This window comes from Chlorogloeopsis sp. ULAP02 (assembly GCF_038404745.2).
GTDB lineage: Bacteria > Cyanobacteriota > Cyanobacteriia > Cyanobacteriales > Nostocaceae > Chlorogloeopsis.
Map to the genome: position 1 here is coordinate 163,520 of NZ_JAYKTT020000017.1, position 21,038 is coordinate 184,557.

Here is a 21,038-nt window from a genome sequence, read left to right on the forward strand (position 1 = left end):
GGAGGTGAGGCAGCCCCCGTCTTGGATGCCACGCGCTACCCTCCGGGTAGACACGTAGACGGACGTAGTCCGGCTTCTCGTAGAGTAGTGGCTTTTGAAAGTAGCCGCCCTGACGGGCAACTACAAATCGGCACAGCCGCAAGGGCGCAGTGGCTGTGCTTTCCGGCGTAGACGCGCTCGCCGTCAGGCGTTGTGTTAGCTAGCGGCTTCCCGTCAGGGTAGGGGGACTACCCATACACCGGAGGCGTTCCCACAGGTACCCGTTCGGCGTAGACGCAAAGCGGCTTCTCGCAGAGTAGCCGTTCCCGAAGGGTAGGGCAGGAGGCAGTAGACGCGGTAGACGCGTTCGCCGTAAGGTGTTGCGTTAGCTAGCGGCTTCCGTTCAGCGAAGCTGTTCCCGTTCCCCGAAAGGGGTTCCCGCAGGGTAGGGTAGGTACGGCTACTTGCACCAAGTCGCTGCGCGCAAGAGCGTAGGTAGGCAGAAGGCAAAAGACTGTTTATGTCTGTTGTCTACAAGTGGCATTTTACATTGAATTATGTCTACCTAATTTAAGCAAAACATACTGATAATATATTTCATATTCTGATACCAAAGTGGCAGAGAGAGTCTTTTAATCCAAAAACCAAAATCTAAATCCAAAATGGTATTACTTGCCTGCAACTTTTTTGCCAAAAGCATTTGTCACTAAAGGGCCAATCAAACAGGTAATTAAAATATAAAAAATGATGGCATTAAATAAACCTTCATTTAGCAATCCTACCTGTTTACCATACAGAGCTATTACTAATACTAAAGCTGCGCGAGACATTGTTAAGCCTAAGATTGTCATTACCTCTGCAAAGGAGTAGTGAAAAATAAGCCCAGCAATCCAAGCTGCAAGGAATTTACCGCCCACTGCTCCTGCTACTACCACAAGGGCAAGTCCTAAATTTTCTGGATGAGTAAATAAAATCCGTGGATTAGATAGAATGCCCACGGAAATTAAAAATGCAGGAATAAATAAACTATTTCCGATAAATTCAACCCGTTCCATTAAAGATTTTTCGTTCTTAATAAGAGGATTTAAAGATAATCCAGCTATAAAAGCTCCGACAATAGAATCAACACCTAGTAAGAGTGCAGCACTTGCTGTTAAAAATAGACTACTGAGAATGAAGATAAATTGATTTCTCAAAGATGGTATTGATTGATTGAAAAGAAAACGCCGTCCAAATTTAGGTATACCCCAAAGACAGATTAAAACTAGTAACGGTAACAGAATCAGTAACTTAATCCACAGGAGAATTCCGACGTTACCACCAGCGATCGCTTGCACAATTGATAAGCCACTTAGGGTAAGAATTGATGTAACGATTGTGCCGCCAATCGCAACTGCAACTGCTTCTTTTTGCACGATTCCCAACACGGTCACGATTGGATAAGAAACCAAAGTATGAGGAGAGTACAGAATTCCTAAAAGTGCGCTACCTAAAAAGCTCGTTGTCAGCCAATGACCGCATACAATCCCTACTGTTAAGGGTAGACCAAATGTGAGCAATCCAAAAATTAGCGATCGCACTCCCACTTGTCTAAATTTACTTAAATCCATTTGTAAGCCTGCTAACAACATAATGTAAAGCAGACCAATTTTTTCTAATAAAATTAATTGGCTGTCTCGCGCTAAGATCCCTAGAACATTGGAACCTAAAATAGCACCTAAAATAATCAGTACAACTAAAGGTGGCAGATGCAGCAGTTTGGCAATTAGGGGTGCTGTAGCGATCGCTAACAATAAAATACAAAAAATATAAACTGGATCGGTTAATGGTAATGGGGTGCCAGAAGCAGTATTAACAGCGAATAATGATGATAACAAAGTTAAACTCTCAAAAATTAAAGCTAAATTGTGACTTCACAAGTCATAATAGTTATTTCAATCTTTCGATTTGATTTTTCATGATTTTTTACAATATTCCGATACCCTATAAGGGTACGGCTATACAAATATAGACGCCAAAGGCAGCTACTTACCCTGTGGGAACCCCTACGGGAAACAGAAGCCATTACTCTACGAGAAGCCGGACTACGTCCGTCTACGTGTCTACCGGGAGGGTAGCCTGCCTCCGCAGGCTAAATTTTCACCTTCCACTTAATTCTCTTTACCAGGTTGAACCCGGTAACGAGGGTTTCAGATTCTTCTCTTATTGTCTCCGTCTCCCCTTATCCCCGCGTCTTTGCGTCCCCTTCCGCGTCCTAATTTCCTCCTGCCTCCCTCACTACCGCTGAAGCAAACTGATGCGTGTGAGAGCATTTTGATAATCTTTTGTTTTTCCTTGCTCCTGATACAGCTGGGCAGCTTTTTGATAATCTGCGATCGCGCTTTGTTTTTCTCCTAACTGAGAGCGAACGATACCCCTGTTGTAATAAGCATTAGCTTTATTGGGATTAATGTTGATTGCTTTGGTGTAGTCGTTTATGGCTGCTTGTTTGTCTCCACTGTCTTGGTAAGCTAAACCTCGGTTATAGTAGGCAGATTCATAGTTAGGATTAATACGTATTGTCTGTGTGTAATCATCTATAGCTGCTTGTTTGTCTCCTCTTTCTTGATAAACTAGACCACGATTGTAATAAGCAAGATAATAGTTAGAGTTAATACGTATTGCTTCAGTGTAATCATCTAGAGCTGCTTGTTTATTACCTAGCTCTGAGCGTGCATTACCTCGATTGTTATAGGCTGCGGCATATTTGGGATTAAGCCGAATTGCTTGGTTGTAATCTTCAATTGCTGCACGTTGATTTCCTAGATCTTGGTAAGCAAAACCACGTTTGAAGTAAGCATCAACGAGACTAATAGTACCCCAATCACTATTGGCTTCAATGGCTCGTGTGTAATCTTCAATTGCTGCTTGTTTATTGCCCAAGTCAAAGCGGACATTACCTCGACTGTAATAGGCTAGAGAATAGTTAGAATTGATACGAATTGCTTGGTTGTAATCATTTATGGCTGATTGTTTGTTGCCCAAGTCCAAGCGGACATGACCTCGATTAATATAGGCAGCAGTATAGTTGGGGTTGAGCTGAATTGCTTGGTTGTAATCATCTATTGCTGCTTGTTTGTCGCTGAAGTCATAGTGACGAACATATCCACGGCTATAGTAAGCTTGATCGAAATTAGCATCCGTTTGAATTGCCTGGGTATAATCTTCAACCGCTGCTTGTTTATCTCCTAATTGATAATGGGCATGACCTCGCTTGTGATAGGCTTCGGCATACTTGCGATTAACTATGTCGATTCGGTTGAACGTGAGCGTAAATTCACCACCTTCGCGCCCAATTCGCAGAGTAACTGGAGTACCCTCCTTGCCGCTTTGAATTTGCTTAGTTGCTTCTTCTACAGTGATATTTTCAGTCGAATTACCATCAATTGCCAGAATCTGATCGCCTGCTTTGATTCCTGCCTGTGCGGCTGGAGAATTTTCTTGGACACTGAGAATAGTTAGTGTTTTGGTTTGTGGCTCGCTTTGCCACTGCACACCAATACCAGCAACTTTTTTAACTAAATAGCGTAATGCTTGGGTGTAATCCTCAATCGCTTTTTTTGACTCCTTTAGCTGATAGTAAGCATTACCTCGATATAAATAAGCTTCGCCATTGCTGGGATGACTTTGAATAACTTTGTCGAAATCGGCGATCGCTTCCTTCCAGTCTTGTTTTTCAACCTTTTCTACACCTGCTTTGAAGAATTTTTCAGTTTGACTGGAAACAGAGTTGATATATGCAAGACTTCCTAATCCCCCTAATCCCAAAACCAAAATTGCACCACCGAGAATTAACTTGAATTTCCGAGGTGGAGATGGATTTGGCAAGGGAGTTTGCCGTGCAGACAATTTTTGTAAGTCTTGCAGTACTTCATCTACAGATTGATAGCGATCCATCCAGTGCGATCGCACCATCTTGTCTAAAATTTTTCTCAATTCAGGATTTATCTCTACCAATCCATGCCAAATAACTTCACCTGTACGCGGATCTGAGGGGAATTCTGTTGGTGCTACTCCACTCAATGCTTGAATTGCTGTTATTCCTAAGGCGTATATATCACTATTAAACTGTGGTTGACCTCTTAGTTGTTCATCGGGCATATAACCAGGAGTACCAATTACCTGAGTAAAGCTTGTTTGCCCTTGAGCATTAACTACTTGAGTCCGAACTTGTTTAACTGCTCCAAAATCAATTAGAACTATCTTTCTATCTTTGTGCCGCCGCATCAAATTATTGGGTTTAATGTCGCGGTGAATTACTTGGCATTTGTGTACATAGCTTAATACCTCTAGAACATCCTTAACAATCAATTTAACCTCGGTTTCTGCTAATTTCTGATTAGACAGTATTTCTGTATTTAGAGGATAGCCTTCAACTAATTCTTGTACTAAATAGAATTCGTTATTCTCTTGAAAGTAATCCAGTAGATCAGGAATCTGATCGTGTTGACCTAATTTTTCCAGAGTTCTTGCCTCTGATTCAAATAGCTTTTTTGCTTCTTGCAGTGTGTATGGGTCATTACTTCCTGGTTGTAAGTGCTTAACTACACACTGACGACCCATCCTGCGGATATCTTTAGCAAGGTAAGTTGCGCCAAAAAAACCCCGTCCTAAAGGCTGAATAATCTCGTAGCGCTTGTCTAATACACTTCCTTGCATTTTATTTACCTAGTATAATCGCGCTTTATTCTCCCTCAGTATTGTGATTTGATGGAGATATATTCACTACCTGAAGGACATAATACCTAAAGGAAATACTATAAACTGTGTCTTTTTCTTAAACTTGTAATTTATTTTTTGATTTCTGATTAAATCATGTTGTTGATGAAAATCAAACTATTTTTATTACTTTTTAAAATAATTACAGTGGCTAGAGTTGGGTGCTCTAATACTCCCTACAATCAAGGAATTGCTCGACCACAGCATACGACTGAGAGATGAATTATACAGAAGCGATCTTACAATACAGTGATATCTAGGGCTAAATATCATCAATGCTTTTCCCAGTCCTTGAGCGCCAACATCGCTCTGAGCAGTGTTGCCTTTAAAATATAGAATGACAGCGATAGGAATCTCACAATCGCTCTATGAATCAAGAATTGCCCCAATTCATCAACCATATTGTTTCAAGCTTGCAGTCAATTGAGGGAATTGCAGCGATCGCACTGGGTGGTTCACGGGCAAGGGGCAACCACACTCACAAGTCAGATGTGGATTTGGGGATTTTTTACAATCCAGAAAACCCACCCGATTTAATTGCTCTCAATCGTCTTGCCTGTGAACTTGATGATCAGCATCGCGAAAATTTGATGACTGCGATTGGTAAATGGGGAAAGTGGATTAACGGCGGCGGTTGGCTACAGGTAGAAGGTGTAGGTGTAGATTTTCTCTATCGCGATTTGACAAAGGTCAATCGTGTTATTGATGATTGCCATATAGGACGTATTACTATTGATTATCAACCAGGACATCCTCATGGCTTTGTGTCCTCTATTTATATGGGGGAAATTGCTATTTGTCAGGCACTTTACGATCCTGATGGAGTTTTAGAAGCTTTGAAGGTAAAAACAAAGCCCTATCCAGTTGGGCTGAAACAGGCAACTATTGATACTTTCGCCTGGGAAATAAGTTTCTCGCTATTGGTTGCAAAAAAGGCGATCGCACGCAATGATGTTGTTTACGCAGCAGGTTGTTGTTTCCGTAGTGTGGCGTGTATAAATCAGGTTTTATTTGCGTTTAATGAAGATTACCTGTTGAATGAAAAGGGAGCGACGGCAGTCGCAGGTAGGTTTGCTATTTGCCCGCAGGACTATCAAAAACGGGTTGAGCGAGCGTTTACACTTTTAACTACCGATGCAAAATCAATCACTGAGGCAATTGCGATGATTGAGGCGATCGAGGATGATTTGAGTCAATGGTATGGAAATCGACGCTTAACGATGTAATTTTTATTGCCATCTTCCATTAGTTGCTATGGGAAGTCCCACTTAAATTTAGTGGTAATTAAATGGCCTGCGAAAATTGAGCATTGGTAAAAGTGTGGTAATACCAAAATGGCGTAAGGAGTTTTGTTTCAAAATTCTAGACAAGCCTACTAATCAATGGTTTTAATCCAAAATTGGTATAACTTTACCATCTCATGCTCTCGACCTTTTACCTTCTATTTACAACCACTGTCCGCCACGGAAGCGCCACTTGGGAAATATAATCCGCATTAGACTTTGCGAAGCAACAAAAACCGCTATCCACACAATACTATAATGCATAACCACCCAGAAAACAGGTAGTTTTTCTTTGGGAAGAGGAATTGGCAAAAAGCCAAAAATTGCTACTCCACAAACTACAAATATAAATTCCCAAATCCCAGCTAATAGTTGATAAATTGCTGGCCAGTCTCTATCCCAGCGATTTTTTTGCAGCCGATCATAAACTACATCCCAGACTATGCCAAAAATAGCGACATAAGCAAGAATCCAGAAATAGACACTGCCAGGAGGGGAACCAACTAAACCTAAAGCAAAGGGTATGGATACTACTACACCTACAGTTACAAGCAGTAATAATCGAGTTTGCCAGCGGCCAAATAATGTGGGTGTCATAGAGCAAGTCAAAAACAAAAAGTCAAAAGATGATGCTTAATGGGAATAGGACTTGTGTTGAAAAGTTTCAAGTGCTTCCCAATTTGTGACATCTTCTAACAAAGCTTGATAGCCTAGTGTATTGGGGTGAAGACCGTCATTACTCAAACGTCTTAACCGCCAATTCTCTCCCCGTTCCATCCATTTTTGAAAAATATCGAGATAGGGAATTCCGTGTTTTTGGCAAGCAAGTCGAGTCGCTTCTTTGTAACGAAACTGATCGGCGTGATTGTAATAGAAACAATCGAGGAATGGCATTTTTGCTTCGTCAACTGGTACCATACCCACAAATAGCACTGGACAGAGTTGTTGTGCCTGTTCTAGCAGAGAAGAGATTTCGACATCAAAAATGGCAAAGTCTGTGTAATTGCGTCCATTCTCACGACCTAGCCGCGCGGAGTCATTCACACCGACTGAGAGAATGATCAAGTCGGGAACTTGATTGCGGAGTTCGCCCCGGTGGCGAAATTCAACTTCTAGTCTTTGAGCGACTTGCTGGACGCGATCGCCTCTGACACCCAAATTATAGAGGACATGACCGGCGCGATCGGGTGACATCCACTGCCGCCGCAGTCGCTCAACCCAGCCGCCTCCTTCGGGATCACCAAATCCGTATATTAAACTGTCCCCCAGTGCGACAATCTTTAAAGGCTGAGTTTCGGTTGGTCTTGTAGACAGTTGCATTGAGGTAGGTACTGAAAATGTCTGCATATTAAACAAACAGTATTTTATTTATTTACAAAATTCTATACATTTCTACACCATAAACAAGTATATTTTCCAGCTCCATGCTACAGATATTGGAGAAATAGGGGATAGGGAATCGGGGAAGAGAACGCGGGGACAAGGAGGTGAGGGAGGTGAGGAAGGTGACGCAAAGAGGCAAAGACGTGGAAGGGGACGCGGGGACAAGGAGAAGGATTTTCTCTCCCACTCTCCCTCTCTCCCCCTCCTGTTCTGTAACCTGTCCCCTGTAACCTAACTAGGGAGATTGATTAAATACCCACTTTAGCCACTGTCTGAAGGAACTTACAGGATCTAAGCGATGTAGTTTAGGCGCACGGGCAACAGCAAGACTATCCACGGCACAAAGAGCAGCATATTGCAAGCCCAAAAAGCTATCAACTGCTGCATAGGGGCCACCGAATGTAATAGTTCCCCCAGCATACATTTTAGCTTTGTTATTCCGCATTTCTACTAACTCAAAATTGTTGGCAACAGCTAAACGTTGCATAGGATTTAGCGGTAGATTGTAATGTTCAACCAAATCCTTCAATAAAGGACTTTCCTTGACTTTGGCATCTAAGCCAGTGGCATCAATAATAAAATCAACAGCAGGAAGTTGAATTTCACCAAAGTCTTTATCTTGAATGTAAGTGATGATGTGCTGCCTGGAGTCTTGCTCTACTCTTGTCACCACAGCAAATTGAATTTTATACCAACCTTCTGCAATTCCATTGTCTGTAATGCGTTGCCAGTCTAGGCGATCGGCGGTGGTGGTTCCTCCCCAGACTTTATTTGATATTAATTCTTTACGTACATCTGGAGTTGATTTTTCTAGCATTTCTCGCAATTCTCCACCCCAACAAGCTTTCGGCCAGTTAAATGGTTGCAATTCGATGTGATGCTTGACTGAACGCTGAGAACTGCCGTATTTATTGCCTTCCGGTTTAGGCGATCGCATTAAGTGCAAAACAGAAATATTGGGATTCTTCTGTCGTACCTCATAAACGCGCTGCAAAATCCGAGAAGCAACTATTCCTCGCCCCTGAATCAAAATTCTGCCACCTTGGCGTTCTAATTGCTCGTAGACATGATTGTGTTCTTCATAAGCATTTACAACCGACTTGAAGTCTTTGTATTTTTCCCGATAAACTTGCAAGTGGGGAAGAAACTGAAGTGCTGGATAACCAGTAGCTAAGTGTAAATAACGGCACACAAAAAAAGCATGATTGCCACGTCCGCGTGAATAGGCTAGACAATACCTGCCATCATCAGTTTTACGAATTGCCAACACTCGCCCGAAGCGATACATTGTATCCCAGCCAATACGCTTTGCCTCCCGGTCTATAGAATCAAATACATTACCAGAACGGGGCGTATAAGTTTCGATCAAGGTAGGTTCAGCAAAAACTTGCCACAGATGCCTCACAGAATTATTAAGCCTGCCTTTAGTAAAGTCGTGCCAAGCTTCCCGCAAAGCATAACTAGGCCAGCCCCAAATATTATCAGGACAAGAGTCAGAATTAGAGCGCAATCTTTCGTGTAAAGGAATCTGTGAATTTTGACATAGAAGCTTATAACGGGCGTATGGCTCTTTATCTATGCCCAGTGCGATAATTTTGTCAACTGGGACACCACTTATTCTCAGTAAATCTATCCAAACAAAACTACCTAATCCAGCCCCAACTGCTAGGTAGTCTATTTCCTCTACTGGTAAGCCTGTAGCATGAAGTGCTTGTACAGAAATTTGTTGTTGTTGAAACACCGGAGGCGGAAAATTGCTACTCACTGGTGTCACAGGTTGTTGTGGAGGTAAAGTCGGGTCTGGTAGGTTGGTATTAGGGTTGAATTGAATAGTAGAATTCCTGCTAGGAACTTGTGGAGGTGGACTGGGTGTAGTGGGAACTGCAAAGCTTAGAGAAATTACATAAGGGCCTATTTGTAAAAGATCCCCACTATTAAGAATGGCTTGTGTTTGACGTTGACCATTCACATAAATGCCATTAACACTACCTTGATCGGTTGCCACTAATTGATCTCGTTCCCACTCAATTAAGGCATGAAAACGGGAAACTTGGTCATGGTTGAGCACCATTCGGGTAACTGGTTGCCCTCGATGTTCAGCAGGCATTCTTGCAAATTCTCTACCGAATGCAATTGGTGCTCTCAATCTTGGTTCTCGTTGTTCTCCGGTGACTGGTTCTTGCCAAAATAATTGAATTTCTATAGAACCACTATTCATAATTCTTGGAAATTATAAAATTGTTATCCAGATAATAAATGAGAGCAAAGCAAGCTCAAGTAAAAAGGTCAATCGATTTTGGATTTTGGATTTTGGATTGACGCTACAGATGAATCAGCTTGCTCTGCACCATAGCAAGGAATTATTGGTCTAGAAAATTGGTATAGAAAATACTTAAAAAAGACTAGCATAACAACTTTGTTGTTACCTTTCAATTTATTATTTTCTTTCTTATAACCTGAAGAATTAATAATTTGTTGGTGGAACTAAAACGCTTTGTGCATCTTGTAAGGAATGACCACAGTGGTGACAACCCAGTAATAAGTCATTGTAGGAAGAAATTTTCTGACATCTAGGACACTGCAACCCATAAATTCCTTGTGGTGGTGTTGGAGGTATAGGTAAATAATGTCCTGGATGTGCTTGGGGTTGTGGTTTTGCTATTGGCGTTACTGGTTGAGGTGGTGTCAAAATTGTGGGTGGAACGCTGCTAGCTGCGGGGCTTGAAATAGCAATCACCTTGAGTTGTTGTTGTCCTAAATATATTGTGCTACCTTCACCTAAAGGCATTTCACCTTGAGTCAATTTACGTCCATCTATTAAGGGAGGGTTTTGTTCTCGTAAATTTCTAATTAAAAAGCGTTGCTGCTGAGAATTGAAAAATATTTCTATATGCAAACCTGAAACGGTAGGGTTGCTCAGAACAATATCACACCTGAGTGGATCGCGACCTATACGGATAGTACCAAGATTTTTACTTGGCTGATGTTCGTGAATTTTCTGAGTTTTGGCTTGTCCAGCATCGTGCCATTGTAAAGTTAGTGCATTCATTGTTCCAACCCCCTCATTCTTAATTTAGCTACAACTTCTCCCTGTGCGATTCCTAACATGATTAGGTAGGTGCAAGCAACTATTTACAAAATATTTAAATGAATCCACAGTGAATTTCTAACGAGCCTCTGGAAGAAGTTGAGCTAAATATAAAGTTATCCGTGCAGATTTGGGATGTTGGTACGCTAAATCTAAAACCTCTTCTGTGTCTGCATTAAAGTTTTAGGTATTACAGACAAATAAGTGGGGTTGTTGCACAGCAAAAATCAATGTCAATTACATATCTTCTAACTCAATTCCTTTAGTTTCCCTAATAAAGAACCAAACGAAAAAGATTGAGATCGCCGCCGCAGTTGTATAAAGACCGTAGGCAGTACCTAGTCCGAAATATTGCAAGATGGGAGGAAATGTCGTGGAAACGACAAAATTTGCAACCCATTGCATAGCCGCAGCAAGTGAAAGTGCAGCAGCTCGAATCTTATTATTAAACATTTCTCCCAGCAGCACCCAAACCACTGGCCCCCAGGAAAAACCGAAGCAAAATACATAAAGGTTAGCTGCAATGAGAGCCACAATACCCGCACTTGTGCTAAGAGTGGGATTGCCCGCAGCATCCACCTGAGCAGTTCCAAAAATAGAAGCCATCGTCCCTAAGGTTACAGTCATGCCAATTGACCCTAAGATGAGCAAGGGCTTGCGACCGAATTTATCTACGAAGGCGATCGCGATCAGCGTAGTAATAATGTTGACGGCTCCTGTAATTACCGTGATCGTCAAAGAATTTTTTTCTGAAAATCCGACTGCCCGCCATAAAATGCTGCTGTAGTAGAAAATGACATTAATACCAACAAATTGCTGGAAGACAGATAAGCCAATTCCAATCCAAACTATAGGCAGGAGTCTACCACTTCTGCTCAAAAGGTCAGAAAATTTAGGCTGGCGCTCTCGCAGCACTGTTTGTCGAATTTCTTCGATTTTTGCCAGAACATTACCCCCTAAAATCTTAGTCAGAACATTAGCAGCTTCTGGCTCTCGTCCTTGGGCAACCAGGTAGCGGGGCGATTCAGGAATTGTCAAAGCTGCCATTCCGTAAAGCACGGCTGGAGGGATTTCTGTCCAAAACATCCAGCGCCAAGCGGCAATTCCGAATAAAAATGGCAACTCAGCTGAACCTGCTGATACAGCGATAAAGTAGTCGGATAGCAGTGCAATGAAAATACCAACTACAATTGCTAATTGCTGAAGAGAACCCAACCTTCCTCGCAAATGACTGGGAGAACACTCGGCAATGTAAGCTGGCGCAATCACGCTAGCAGCACCAACTGCTAGTCCACCCAAAACCCGCCAAAAGATAAAATCCCAGATGGTAATGGCAATCCCAGAGCCAACGGCACTAATGGTAAACAATACCGAAGCTACCACCATTGCCTTAACTCTACCATAGCGATCGGCAATCTTGCCTGCATAAAAGGCTCCTACAGCCGATCCTAGTAACGCCAGAGACACGGCAAGACCAGTTTGTACACTGCTGGCATTAAAGGCTTTGGAGAGAGCTGCAACCGCGCCGTTGATTACGGCAGTGTCAAAACCGAACAGAAAGCCGCCGAGAGCAGCAGCACCAGCTATCAAGATGACATAATATGTGTTGGCTTGACGACGAGTAGTAGTAGAAGACATAGTTAGATCTCGTATGTGTAGTGAGAGTGTTTTTGAGACTGGCTTGATAAATAGACGCGGGGACGCAAAGAAGGAGAGACACGGGGAATCAAGAGGACATAGAGACACGGAGACAAGGAGAAGGGTTTTCTCTTCCACTCTCCCCCTCTTGTCTGCGCTTCACTGGTGAATGGCTGGGTTGAAGCTGGAGTAAAATTTGCGATCGCTTTAGATTTAGAAATCAAAGGTTGTGCGAACCAAGCCTACATACTGGGGATCGTTTCTGCTGTCATTTTCTGGGTTGAGAATTACCCAAAAACCAGGAGTCACGGAAATATGGTCATTTAGTCGCCAGCGATAAAATGCTTCTATGTGGTAAGCGTTGTCTCTTTCTGAACGCACGTCACTATTGGATACGCGCGGCGGTATACCAAAGAGAATTCCTGGTAGGTTGCCTCTACCTCCCACATCCGGAAACGACATCCCGATCGCTCCATACCAGGCATTGGCATTGTCACCACTGTTCACAAAGAGTGCATCCGTTCCGTTCCTGCCATTTGAAATATCGCTCAAGCCAGAGTTCTCGGCATTTGCCCAGATATATCCACCCCAGGCGTGGATTTGGAAATTTTCAGAGAAACGATAGTATCCTTGTGCGCCCACAATGTTGTTGGAAGTGGCAATGTTATTGCCAAAGGGAGAAATTGACAAGTTGCTACCCGTTCCACCTGTGAGATCGACTTTGCCACCAGGGCTATAGCCATGAGAATAGGCAATGCCAACTGCTCCTTGCTTGCCGTAATACACCAAGTGTGCTAAAGCGTTGTAACCACCATCAAATAATCCATTTTTTTCAGATGGAAAATTAGGATTAATTGCCAAATAGCCCAGGGTGAGAACTAGTTCGTCAGTGAGTTTCCAATTAACGGCTGCACCGCCACCACCTCGTCGGAATAGGGGACTGTATTCTCCAAATAGTGAGGGAATGCCGTTACCGTCATCAGCAATAGTGGCAGGAGTTACGGTATCCGTAATATCGGTGTAGCCAATACCTGTGGGGCCGACTACAAAAGAAACAGAATCACTAACTGGAAAGTAGTAACGGATGTGGGGAATACTGAGGTTATTGTCAATACTGGTGTCAAAGTTTAGCCGTGTCATCCCGGTACCCGTTACCGATGCAATCTGGCTTCTACCATTGGAATTCAAGAAATTGCCGAACTCCAGACGGACTCGCAATAAATCTTTGCCTGTGAAGCTACTCTCTAAGTTGAGACGACCTCGATTACCAAAGTAGGTTGTGGAGCGATCGCGATCATCAGCCACCCCATTACCAAAGGTGTCGCTAACAGCAGTAATAATTTGAGCGTTCAGCTTGGTAGTTGTAGAAAATTGCTGTGCTTCTAAAGTTGATGCGCGTGCCTCCAGGCTATCCACTTGCCCACGCAGGGTTTCTAGTTCTGCCGCAAACTCTTCTTGCAATCTTTGCAGTACTGCCAAGTCTTCTTGATTGAGTAGTTCGCTAGAACGTGCAGCAATTAACTCATTAATTCGGTCAAGGCAAGCATTTAAACCAGCCGCAAACTCGTAACGGCTGAGAGCACGGTTACCACGATAGGTAGAGTCAGGATAACCCGCAATACAACCGTAGCGTTCGACAAGCGATTGCAGTGCTTGAAATGGCCAATCGGTTGGTTTGACATCACTGAGTTCGGAGACAGATGTTAACTGTGCCTGCAAGCTGCCAAGGTTAACATCTGCATCCTCTAAAGGAGCAGCCGATACTGCTGGACACATCAATAAAAGAAGTGGAAAACTGTATAAGAATTTTTTAAGCATAGCTTTTAGCAGGGTGTTGCTAAATTTTGGATATGAAATCAAAAATTAAGTATCCTAATACCGTTTCTCCAAAAAATGGCTACAGATGTCATCTGCTTGTAGTAAGCACAAAGCGTGCTTACTACAAACTATGCATAGCTCCAATTTGAATAATTGGTATAAAACTTGCTCTGTGTACAAATCTGCTGATTTTTCAACGTCTGGAACGTCTGCGGAGCCGATCAATCATCACCGCCACAATGATTACTAGTCCTTTGACGACTAGTTGCCAGAAGTAAGACATATTCAATAGGGTTAAACCATTGTTGAGAACAGCAATGATTAATGCACCCAGAAGGGTTCCCCCAATAGTACCAATCCCACCTGTGAAGCTGGTTCCACCAAGAATCACAGCAGCGATCGCATCCAATTCATAGCCTTGACCTAACATTCCAGTGGCACTATAAAGACGGCTGGCACTCATAATTCCTGCCAATCCTGCCAGCAAGCCACTGACGCCATAGACAAATAGCAACACACGATCAACTTTGATGCCAGTCAGTCGTGCTGCCCGCTCGTTACCACCAACAGCGTAGATTTGTACTCCCAAGACTGTCTGCCGGAGGACAAACCAACTCGCTGCAACAGTCAGCAGTGCAATGATTACTAACCACGGCAAAGGGCCTAAATAACTATTGCCTATCCAAGCAAAGTTCAAGTTACGGTTGATGACCGTTGTACCATTGGCAACTAAAAAGGCAACACCCCTTAAGGCAGTCAATGAACCCAACGTGACAATAAAAGGCGGTACATCTAAAAAGGTGATAAGAGCGCCGTTAACTAACCCCAGAGCCAATCCTGTTAGCAACCCAGCAAGCACAGCCGCCCAACCTAAACCAGGTAGAAGCGACACCAGCACTGCAACTACCGCAGAAACAGCTAATATCGACCCCACTGAAAGGTCTATGCCTCCGGTCAGAATTACAAATGTCATCCCTGTTGCCAGCACGATATTAATTGATGCCTGCCGCAATATATTGATGGCATTACCTGGTGTCAGGAAGTTGGGGCTAAGTAACGCAAACATGATGCAAATTAGCACCAGGATGGGCAGAATTCCTGCAACCTGAAGGAAATTGTTAATTGATTGACGCTGACGTGACTTGGGATGTTCTCCTGGTCTATTGTTGACAGGTCTTAAAGTTTGACTCATGATGCTAGTACCTCCGATGCTCCTGTGGCATAGTGCATGATGTTTTCTTGGGTAATTTCTTTGTCAGGGCTGCCGTCAAGTTCGCCCACCAGTTGCCCCTCTCGCATCACCAAGACGCGATCGCTCATCCCTACAACCTCTGGTAGTTCGCTGGAAACCATGAGAATCGCAACACCTTGTGCTGCTAAATCGCTCATAATTCGGTAAATTTCGCTTTTGGCACCGATATCTACACCGCGTGTCGGCTCATCCAACATCAATATTCTTGGCTTAATGGCTAGCCAACGTGCTAGCAGTAGCTTCTGCTGATTCCCACCAGAAAGATCCACTGCTCTGATTTCTAAATTCGCAAGCCTGATATTAAAGTTTTCGACTGCTTCCGTTGCCGTCCGATTAACGGAACCCCAATTAACAATGCCAGCCTTTGCCTCCTGCTTGAGTCTGTTGAGGGCAATGTTCTTACGGGAACTCATCTCTAAGAATAAACCCTGATCTTTACGGTCTTCGGGAACGTAGCCAATACCGGCAGCAATGGCATCACTAGGCGAATTAATTTCCAGTTTTTTACCATTCAGGAATACCTCACCGCTTGCCTTAGGATCAGCACCAAAAATCAGCCGGGATACCTCTGTGCGTCCTGCACCAACTAACCCTGCCAGTCCGAGAATTTCTCCAGCATGAAGTTGAAAACTAGTTGGCTGAACCTTGCGTCCGTCACTGATATTTCTGACTTCTAGCATCACTGGGCCGAGATTTGTTTGCCGTTGGTGTTCGTAAAAGTCCTGCATTGAGCGACCAACCATCATCCGCACCAATCGATGGGGAGAAATTTCATCACGGGTAAGGCTGCCAATGTATTGACCATCGCGCAGCACACTAATCCGATCGGCTAGAGCATATATTTCTTCCATCCGATGACTGATATAGATGATGGCAATGCCGTCATTGCGCAGTTTGTGAATTACCTGAAATAAACGCTCTGTTTCGCGGTCAGACAGTGCTGCTGTTGGCTCATCCATAACTAAAACGCGGCTTTTGTCCTTCAGCGCCCGCGCAATTTCTACTTGCTGCTGTTCGGCGATTGATAAGTTACCAACAATATCATTGGCGGTAAAACTGGCTCCTAAGCTTGCTAGCACTTGCTGTGCTTCATGCTCCATCCCATTGCGGTCTAAAAACTGACCCCGCCGTAACTCGCTACCCATAAAAATATTTTCAGCAACGGTTAAATTGGGTGCGACATTCAGTTCTTGATAAATGAGATTAATGCCCGCTCTGCGTGCTGTACCCGGATCGGTAATTTTCACAGGTTGAGCGTTGATGCGAATCTCACCTTCATCGGCAATGTAAGCCCCAGCCAGAATCTTCATCAATGTACTTTTGCCTGCCCCGTTTTCGCCCATCAGGGCGTGAACCTCTCCTGAATAAATTGTGAGGTTGACATTTTGGAGAGCAGGCACACCATGAAATCTTTTTGTAATCCCTCGCATTTCTAATACAGGGGTGGCAATTGATGCATTCGCCAAGAAGGTTTCATTATTTGTTGTCATAAGTGGCTTTTGCAAAAACAATTCGGAATTGGTGATCGGGTATTGAAGAGAACAAGGTGATGCGGTGATTGGGGGCTAAGGGACTCCTCTGGGGTTGGAGACTGTGGGAGAGTAAGGAAAAATTTTTCTCCTTTTCTCCGTGTCCCCATGTCCTCTTCCTCGCCCCTACTACTTACCAGCCTTTAAAGGTACTGACGTTATCTCGCGTAATCAGCTTGACTGGAATCAGAATGTTAGGTGAGGAAGGTTTTTTGCCATGCAGGATGTCGTTACCAACCTGAACTGCTGTTTGAGTCATGCCTCTAGGATTTTGAGTGGCTGTTGCAGCATAGAGGCTATCTTGGGATGCGATCGCTTCGATTGCTTCTGGCGCACCATCAACCCCAACAATAAAAAATTCCTTACGTTTTGCTTGGCTTGCGGCAAGATCTACTCCTACACCGCTCGGATCGTTGATGGCAAAGACTGCATCAATTTTGGGAAAGGTTGTCAGCAGATCGCTCATGACTCTGAGTCCTCCATCCCGGCTCCCTTCTGCGTTCTGGTCTTTAGAGAGTATTTTGATATCGGGATATTTGGATAATACTTTTTGGCAACCATCAACTCGCTGGATGACTGAGTTTACAGGCGGCCCGTTCACAATTACTACATTGCCTTTGCCCTTGAGGCGATCGGCAATATATTGGCAACCAACCTCTCCGGCTTGTAGATTATCGGTGGTAACTGTAGCATCTACCTCTGCATCAACGGCGGTATCTACCGCTATCACTATCGTACCTGCACGTCTTGCTTTCTCAACTGCTGGCTGAATTCCTCTACTGTCAGCAGCATTGAGGATAATTATGTCAGTATCGGCAGCAACAAAATTTTCGATTTGGTTGAATTGCTGGTTCAAGTCATAGCCACTGGAAACTACAGTAACTCTGACATCACTACCCCCAATTTTCTTTGCTTCTTTCTCGGCTCCCTGCCCCATTAGCACAAAGAAAGGGTTACCTAAATCGCCAACGGTGACACCAACCGATCGCAATTTTACCTCTCGCTCTTGTGTAGCTGTGTTAGTAGCAGTGTAAGTATTAGCGCTATTAGTAGTGCTGCCATTTGGAGAGGTATTTGTGCAGCCTACCAAAGTACCACCGACGATACTTAATACGCTAGCTACAATCGCAATCTTTTTCACATTCAACTATTCCTTAAATTATTCTTGTTTTATTGTCAACAGTACTGAGGCTGATTCAGTTAATATGTCAGAATGAAATTTTCGATTTATTGCCGAATTCCCGCTTTCAGTCAAAGCCACCGAAAATAAAATCGTCTGAGTAATTATTCACCCTATTCTGCTTGTGAATATAAGTGAAACTTTTCAGTCTTGTTGATGTAATTATTTAAGTTGGAGACAGATCCTGATACTTTTTGATATTAATTTATTAAATTGTGGTTTTGTACTTTCATTCGCACACATATATCATAGATATATCTGAAATTATTTTCATTTTTGCACACGTGTGCATTAAACGTATATTAAGTTTATTTGCGAGGTAGATACAGTTCTACTTAAAATATCTAAATATTCATATAGATAGAGCAAATGCTTTGCTTTGAATTAGAATTTTACCTCAATTGGCAGTATTTAATTTTACATATTAAATAATCACCTCAAAATTGAATTAAATGCCTTAATCTAATTTTCTCTACGACCGGAATTGTGCGCTCGTGTTGATAGGCTATTAAATTGATATCTGATACAATTTAGTTTCCAGATTAGATTTTAATAGTTTTTTCAATATTTTTGCCAATTACAAAAATATCTGTAATGAAAATAATGATTTGACAACTACCTATATTATTCTAATAATAATTGTTATTATGCACACGTGTGCATGATTATTGTAAAATAATGTAAAAAATCAATGGGTAAACGAAAAACTTCGATAGAAGATATTGCTCGAAGAGCAGGCGTTTCTCATACCACAGTTTCACGTGCTTTACGAGATAGTCCTCTAATTAGCCTTAAGGTGCGAGAGAAAATTAAGCAACTGGCGCGGGAGATGAGTTATGTGCCTAATGGTATTGCTCAAAGCTTACAAAATCAACGCACTAACACCATTGGCGTAGTAGTAACTTCAATAGCAGATCCCTTTTTTGCTGAGGTAGTGGAGGGAATAGAACAGATAGCCAGAACAGCAGGTTTAAGTGTTTTATTAAGTGCTTCACACCGAGATTTAGAGCAAGAAATAGCAGCTATTAATAGTTTTCATTGCCGCAGAGTGGACGGTATCTTGGTAGCCGACTCGCGAATTAGTAAACACCATACCAAGCAACTAGCGCAAATTGCTGTACCAACAGTTTTTATAAACAGCCAAACAGAAAATCAACCCGAAATGATTCACTCAGTGTCAATAGACGACTGCTTAGGTGCGCGATTGGCTGTAGAGCATCTTATCAGTCTTAAACACACCTCTATTGGTTATCTAGGTGTGGGCGATCGCAGTAGATCAAATCAGCAGCGTCTAGAAGGATATCGAATGGCTCTGAGTGAAGCTGGTTTACCACAAAAGACAGATTGGGTTGCAATTAATGATGAAGATAGTAAAAGAAGCAGCGATGTTGTGACTGGGCAACGGATGTTATCTAAGCTAGTTACTGCTGGGGTAACTGGTATATTCTGTTATAACGATATGGTTGCAGTTGGCGCTCTGTTGGCTTGTCAAGAACTAAGGATTTTGGTACCACAAGATTTAAGTTTAGTCGGATTTGATGGTATTGCTTTATCGCGTTACGTTACGCCACCCCTGACGACAGTCAGTCAGCCAATGTTAGAAATTGGTCGCTTTGCTATGCAAATGTTACTCGATTTATTAGAAGAAAAAAGTGTAGAAAACCGCGTTTTATCGCCTGTTCTGGTAAAGCGGGGTAGTAGTGCGCCATTAAAAAACGACTACAACTAATTTTGTAGGCGATCGCTCATATCGCGTCTCTACTTATTAGACGCCAATTTATCCGCAATGCGTGTAGTTTCTGGTAATCGATATTTAGTTGTGCAGCGCAATACGTAATCAATTGCTGTAGGTAAACTAATACGATGACCGCTAGATATATATACAGGCTTAACACCTGAACGTGTTCTTAATGCTGCTCCAACAGTGTCACCTTTATATACTAATGGTTGCCAGCTACCTCGTATATCTGACAAGTCTTGGTGCTTGCCGACTAATAATGATTTAGCTACTCCAATACTTGGTATATCTACGATGACTCCTAGATGGCAAGCTATGCCAAATCTGCGTGGATGAGCTATTCCCTGACCATCACACAAAATTATATCTGGTGTTAATTTTATCTTTTCTAATGCATCAAGAACTGCGGGTATTTCGCGAAAAGAAAGGAAACCGGGAATGTAGGGAAACGACGTTGGGCGGCGTGCTATGCTCGTCTCCTGTAGTTGCAAGTCAGGAAAGCTTAGTACTGCTACGGCGGCACGGCTAATAGTGCCATCGGCTTCAAAACCCATATCTACCCCAGCCACATACTGCACAGGTTGCTTGAGTTGATCTACGGTGATGACTTCTGCTTGTAGTTGTTCTTGGATAGCTATAGCTTCCTCTACAGTTAAAGTCCAACTGTGGCGTTGATTAATTTCCAAATTACACCCCCCGGATTACTACTCCACCATATTGATTTGACAACTCCAGGTGTTCAGATCCCCGACTTTTCTAAAAAGTCGGGGATTTATAACAAAAGGCTTTTTACGATAACGCAGATTGTAAGTTATGGGTGGCGCAATTTGTAGGAAGCGATCGCCATTTTTTTCACCAGATGTCTATTATATTTTTGCCAATCACTGGCACATAAGCCAATACAGTTCAATGAAGACTGAAAGCATAAGAGCAAAATCACTGTTTTAAAAAGCACAGACGCCAAGAGAGCGATCGCGTTGTTTGAGTCTTTAAACTTGGATAATGAGGATCTAAGGTTGGACGTTGAGGTTTTGAAGCTCAATGACAAGATTTTGAGCTTGAACGTTGAAGTTCTGAACCTGGATGATGAGGCTTTGAACTTGAACATTGAGGTTCTGAAGCTCTGTGATGAGGTTTTGAATTTGGATGACAAGGTTTTGAGCTTGATCGAATCTCCGCATCTCCCCTTGTTTGCGTCACCGCGTCCAAATTTAAGTGTATCGCTCCTAGAAAATTAAACTATTGATATAAATCTTGTGGTGTGGACGTCTTGTCCGCATCGGACGAGCTAGAAACTCATCGACAAGAAAACTATAGTGCATCATTTTAGTCGTGTCATACCACTACAAAAGGTTTACTTTGTAAATCATCTTTAACTCTGCTTAAAAAGGA

17 protein-coding genes are annotated in these 21,038 nt (G+C 42.8%); 3 read left to right on the plus strand and 14 right to left on the minus strand.

The window, feature by feature from the left end:
* Positions 1 to 21 precede the first annotated feature (21 nt).
* On the plus strand, positions 22 to 171 hold the full coding sequence (locus U2718_RS09270; protein ID WP_341997547.1) for a hypothetical protein: 150 nt from the start codon (positions 22 to 24) through the stop codon (positions 169 to 171).
* Positions 172 to 213: 42 nt separating this feature from the next.
* Here the strand turns inward: U2718_RS09270 and U2718_RS09275 are convergent, their stop codons facing one another.
* From U2718_RS09275 to U2718_RS09285, 3 genes are all read right to left on the minus strand, one after another.
* Complete coding sequence (locus U2718_RS09275; RefSeq protein ID WP_341997549.1) at positions 214 to 489, minus strand: hypothetical protein; 276 nt, start codon at positions 487 to 489, stop codon at positions 214 to 216.
* Positions 490 to 647: 158 nt separating this feature from the next.
* Complete coding sequence (locus U2718_RS09280) at positions 648 to 1,856, minus strand: cation:proton antiporter (RefSeq protein ID WP_341997551.1); 1,209 nt, start codon at positions 1,854 to 1,856, stop codon at positions 648 to 650.
* A 400-nt stretch (positions 1,857 to 2,256) separates the two neighbouring features.
* Positions 2,257 to 4,677 (minus strand): tetratricopeptide repeat protein, encoded by a 2,421-nt coding sequence (locus U2718_RS09285; protein WP_341997553.1) that lies wholly within the window; start codon positions 4,675 to 4,677, stop codon positions 2,257 to 2,259.
* A gap of 428 nt (positions 4,678 to 5,105) precedes the next feature.
* Between U2718_RS09285 and U2718_RS09290 the strand changes: the two genes are divergently transcribed.
* Positions 5,106 to 5,963 carry a nucleotidyltransferase domain-containing protein gene (locus U2718_RS09290; RefSeq protein ID WP_341997555.1) on the plus strand — a complete coding sequence of 286 codons (858 nt, stop codon included), beginning with the start codon at positions 5,106 to 5,108 and terminating at the stop codon, positions 5,961 to 5,963.
* Positions 5,964 to 6,182: 219 nt separating this feature from the next.
* On the opposite strand, the gene U2718_RS09295 is transcribed toward U2718_RS09290, so the two are convergent.
* The 9 genes from U2718_RS09295 to U2718_RS09335 all read right to left on the minus strand — a co-directional run bounded on the left by U2718_RS09295 (position 6,183) and on the right by U2718_RS09335 (position 17,875).
* The gene (locus U2718_RS09295; protein WP_341997557.1) at positions 6,183 to 6,617 is read right to left on the minus strand and encodes a hypothetical protein; all 435 of its coding nucleotides are present in this window, start codon (positions 6,615 to 6,617) and stop codon (positions 6,183 to 6,185) included.
* Positions 6,618 to 6,653: 36 nt separating this feature from the next.
* On the minus strand, positions 6,654 to 7,340 hold the full coding sequence (locus tag U2718_RS09300; RefSeq protein WP_289790480.1) for a GDSL-type esterase/lipase family protein: 687 nt from the start codon (positions 7,338 to 7,340) through the stop codon (positions 6,654 to 6,656).
* A gap of 298 nt (positions 7,341 to 7,638) precedes the next feature.
* Positions 7,639 to 9,621, minus strand: coding sequence for an FHA domain-containing protein (locus U2718_RS09305; RefSeq protein WP_341997561.1), 1,983 nt, complete (start codon positions 9,619 to 9,621; stop codon positions 7,639 to 7,641).
* Positions 9,622 to 9,867: 246 nt separating this feature from the next.
* Entirely contained in the window at positions 9,868 to 10,452 is a 585-nt protein-coding gene (locus tag U2718_RS09310; protein ID WP_341997562.1) for an FHA domain-containing protein, read from the minus strand.
* Positions 10,453 to 10,728: 276 nt separating this feature from the next.
* Positions 10,729 to 12,129: a sugar porter family MFS transporter gene (locus U2718_RS09315; RefSeq protein WP_341997564.1), complete on the minus strand. Its 1,401-nt coding sequence runs from the start codon at positions 12,127 to 12,129 to the stop codon at positions 10,729 to 10,731.
* Between the two features lie 213 nt (positions 12,130 to 12,342).
* On the minus strand, positions 12,343 to 13,947 hold the full coding sequence (locus U2718_RS09320) for an iron uptake porin (protein ID WP_411813255.1): 1,605 nt from the start codon (positions 13,945 to 13,947) through the stop codon (positions 12,343 to 12,345).
* Between the two features lie 193 nt (positions 13,948 to 14,140).
* Positions 14,141 to 15,139 carry an ABC transporter permease subunit gene (locus U2718_RS09325; protein ID WP_341997567.1) on the minus strand — a complete coding sequence of 333 codons (999 nt, stop codon included), beginning with the start codon at positions 15,137 to 15,139 and terminating at the stop codon, positions 14,141 to 14,143.
* Positions 15,136 to 16,689, minus strand: a complete 1,554-nt coding sequence (locus tag U2718_RS09330) for a sugar ABC transporter ATP-binding protein (RefSeq protein WP_341997569.1) — start codon at positions 16,687 to 16,689, stop codon at positions 15,136 to 15,138. The genes U2718_RS09325 and U2718_RS09330 overlap by 4 nt, the downstream gene beginning before the upstream one ends.
* 172 nt (positions 16,690 to 16,861) lie before the next feature.
* Positions 16,862 to 17,875 carry an ABC transporter substrate-binding protein gene (locus tag U2718_RS09335; RefSeq protein ID WP_341997571.1) on the minus strand — a complete coding sequence of 338 codons (1,014 nt, stop codon included), beginning with the start codon at positions 17,873 to 17,875 and terminating at the stop codon, positions 16,862 to 16,864.
* A 724-nt stretch (positions 17,876 to 18,599) separates the two neighbouring features.
* Between U2718_RS09335 and U2718_RS09340 the strand changes: the two genes are divergently transcribed.
* A complete protein-coding gene (locus U2718_RS09340; RefSeq protein ID WP_341997573.1) occupies positions 18,600 to 19,637 on the plus strand; it encodes a LacI family DNA-binding transcriptional regulator in 1,038 nt (345 codons plus the stop codon).
* 29 nt (positions 19,638 to 19,666) lie between these two features.
* Here U2718_RS09340 and nfi read toward each other — a convergent pair whose 3' ends face one another.
* On the minus strand, positions 19,667 to 20,332 hold the full coding sequence (nfi, locus tag U2718_RS09345; RefSeq protein WP_341997575.1) for a deoxyribonuclease V: 666 nt from the start codon (positions 20,330 to 20,332) through the stop codon (positions 19,667 to 19,669).
* Between the two features lie 324 nt (positions 20,333 to 20,656).
* On the minus strand, positions 20,657 to 20,827 hold the full coding sequence (locus U2718_RS09350; RefSeq protein ID WP_341997577.1) for a hypothetical protein: 171 nt from the start codon (positions 20,825 to 20,827) through the stop codon (positions 20,657 to 20,659).
* Between the last annotated feature and the right edge of the window lie 211 nt (positions 20,828 to 21,038).

Bases quoted from the DNA above. Each gene is read 5' to 3' on its own strand.
- U2718_RS09285 (WP_341997553.1), bottom strand. From the start codon at position 4,677: ATGCAAGGAAGTGTATTAGACAAGCGCTACGAGATTATTCAGCCTTTA.
- U2718_RS09290 (WP_341997555.1), top strand. From the start codon at position 5,106: ATGAATCAAGAATTGCCCCAATTCATCAACCATATTGTTTCAAGCTTG.
- U2718_RS09295 (WP_341997557.1), bottom strand. From the start codon at position 6,617: ATGACACCCACATTATTTGGCCGCTGGCAAACTCGATTATTACTGCTT.
- U2718_RS09300 (WP_289790480.1), bottom strand. From the start codon at position 7,340: ATGCAACTGTCTACAAGACCAACCGAAACTCAGCCTTTAAAGATTGTC.
- U2718_RS09305 (WP_341997561.1), bottom strand. From the start codon at position 9,621: ATGAATAGTGGTTCTATAGAAATTCAATTATTTTGGCAAGAACCAGTC.
- U2718_RS09310 (WP_341997562.1), bottom strand. From the start codon at position 10,452: ATGAATGCACTAACTTTACAATGGCACGATGCTGGACAAGCCAAAACT.
- U2718_RS09315 (WP_341997564.1), bottom strand. From the start codon at position 12,129: ATGTCTTCTACTACTACTCGTCGTCAAGCCAACACATATTATGTCATC.
- U2718_RS09320 (WP_411813255.1), bottom strand. From the start codon at position 13,947: ATGCTTAAAAAATTCTTATACAGTTTTCCACTTCTTTTATTGATGTGT.
- U2718_RS09325 (WP_341997567.1), bottom strand. From the start codon at position 15,139: ATGAGTCAAACTTTAAGACCTGTCAACAATAGACCAGGAGAACATCCC.
- U2718_RS09330 (WP_341997569.1), bottom strand. From the start codon at position 16,689: ATGACAACAAATAATGAAACCTTCTTGGCGAATGCATCAATTGCCACC.
- U2718_RS09340 (WP_341997573.1), top strand. From the start codon at position 18,600: ATGGGTAAACGAAAAACTTCGATAGAAGATATTGCTCGAAGAGCAGGC.
- U2718_RS09350 (WP_341997577.1), bottom strand. From the start codon at position 20,827: ATGCGGAGATTCGATCAAGCTCAAAACCTTGTCATCCAAATTCAAAAC.